Here is a 1,380-nt window from a genome sequence, read left to right as displayed (position 1 = left end):
CGTTTAGGTTTATTCGATGCCTGCCATCGGCCGCAGGCATGTGAATGCTTCCGCGCCTGCTGGCAGGCGTCGAATAAACCCGATGGAGGAAACCGCGGAGTGCTCCGGTGTGATCGGAACTCGCCGCTATGGCGATTGATAGGTCAGGATGCTCAGCGATGTCGGATGCGCTGCGGACAGGCGGGATGTTGGACGGGCGCTGATGCCATAGCAAGGCGGTGCTGTCGTGCAATCACGATGGTGAAGCAGACGCGGGAGGCGCTTTGCGAAGCGCCAAGCGCAACCGTCCGCTCGTAAGCCGCGTTGCCGCAAAGCCGACGGTCGGTTCAGACATCGGGGAACCGTTGTGCTCATGTTTGCCCCCGGCACATCGGCGGTGCGCGGATTGGGGCGCTGCGCGCGAGGATCTCGATGACGATCATCGGTGCGCCGCAGTGCCGGCAGATGAAGGCGGGCCGGGTCTCGATGACGGTGTCGTGCGGTGACGGGCTGAGCTCAGGCGTGACGTGCAGCAGATCGCGCACCTTCGCGAGATTGGCGCGGCGCACCGGGTTGGCGAGTAGTCCGTAGTGCCGGATCCGATGGAAGCCACCGGGCAGCACGTGGAGCAGGAAGCGGCGCATGAATTCGCCGGCCTCCAACGTCATAGTCTTGTATCGGGTGCGTCCCTTCGCCCGGTAATCCTTCCAGCGGAACGTCACGCCACGCTCATCGAAGGCGATCAGGCGCTGGTTTGAGATGGCGACGCGGTGCGTATAGCGTGAGAGGTACTCGAGCACCGCCTTCGGTCCGGCGAACGGGCGCTTGGCGTAGACCACCCATTCACAGCTACGCAGCGGCGCAAGCCACCGGGCAAAGGTGGTGGAATCAGCGAGCCCGGTGTACTCGCCGAAGAACTGCAGCTGGCCATGCCGGTGGGCCACTTCGAGCGCTTCGAGGAAGCGCCGGCGGAACAGGCGTGAGAGCACGCGCACGGGCAGGAAGAAGCCGGGCCGGCACGCAATCCAGCGCTCACCGTCAGGCGACAGTCCGCCACCGGGGACGATGCCGTGCACATGCGGGTGATGCGTGAGTGCCGATCCCCAGGTGTGCAGCACAAGCGTGGCGCCGATCTGGGCGCCCAGATGCCTGGGATCCTCGGCGATCGTGCGCAGCGTGTCGGCGGCGATGTCGAACAGCAGCCCGTAGATGACCCGCTTGTTGTACCAGGCGATCGCGCTGATTGGCGCGGGCAGCGTGAAGACGACGTGGAAGTACTCGACGGGCAGCAGATCGGCCTGGCGCGCCTCGAGCCAGCGGTGTGCGGCGCTGGCCTGGCACTTCGGGCAATGCCGGTCACGACAGGAGTTGAAGGACACTTCTGTCTTTGCACAGCCTAAA

1 protein-coding gene is annotated in these 1,380 nt (G+C 65.0%); it reads right to left on the bottom strand.

What is annotated here, in order from left to right; all coding sequences use genetic code 11:
* Nucleotides 1–350 precede the first annotated feature (350 nt).
* On the bottom strand, nucleotides 351–1,380 hold a 1,030-nt coding region (locus tag BG57_RS30825), incomplete at its 5' end, for an IS91 family transposase (protein WP_035971077.1).

It is taken from the genome of Caballeronia grimmiae (assembly GCF_000698555.1).
Lineage (GTDB): Bacteria > Pseudomonadota > Gammaproteobacteria > Burkholderiales > Burkholderiaceae > Caballeronia > Caballeronia grimmiae.
Note: the sequence above shows the minus strand (reverse complement) of the source record. Positions and strands in the feature narration are given on the sequence as shown.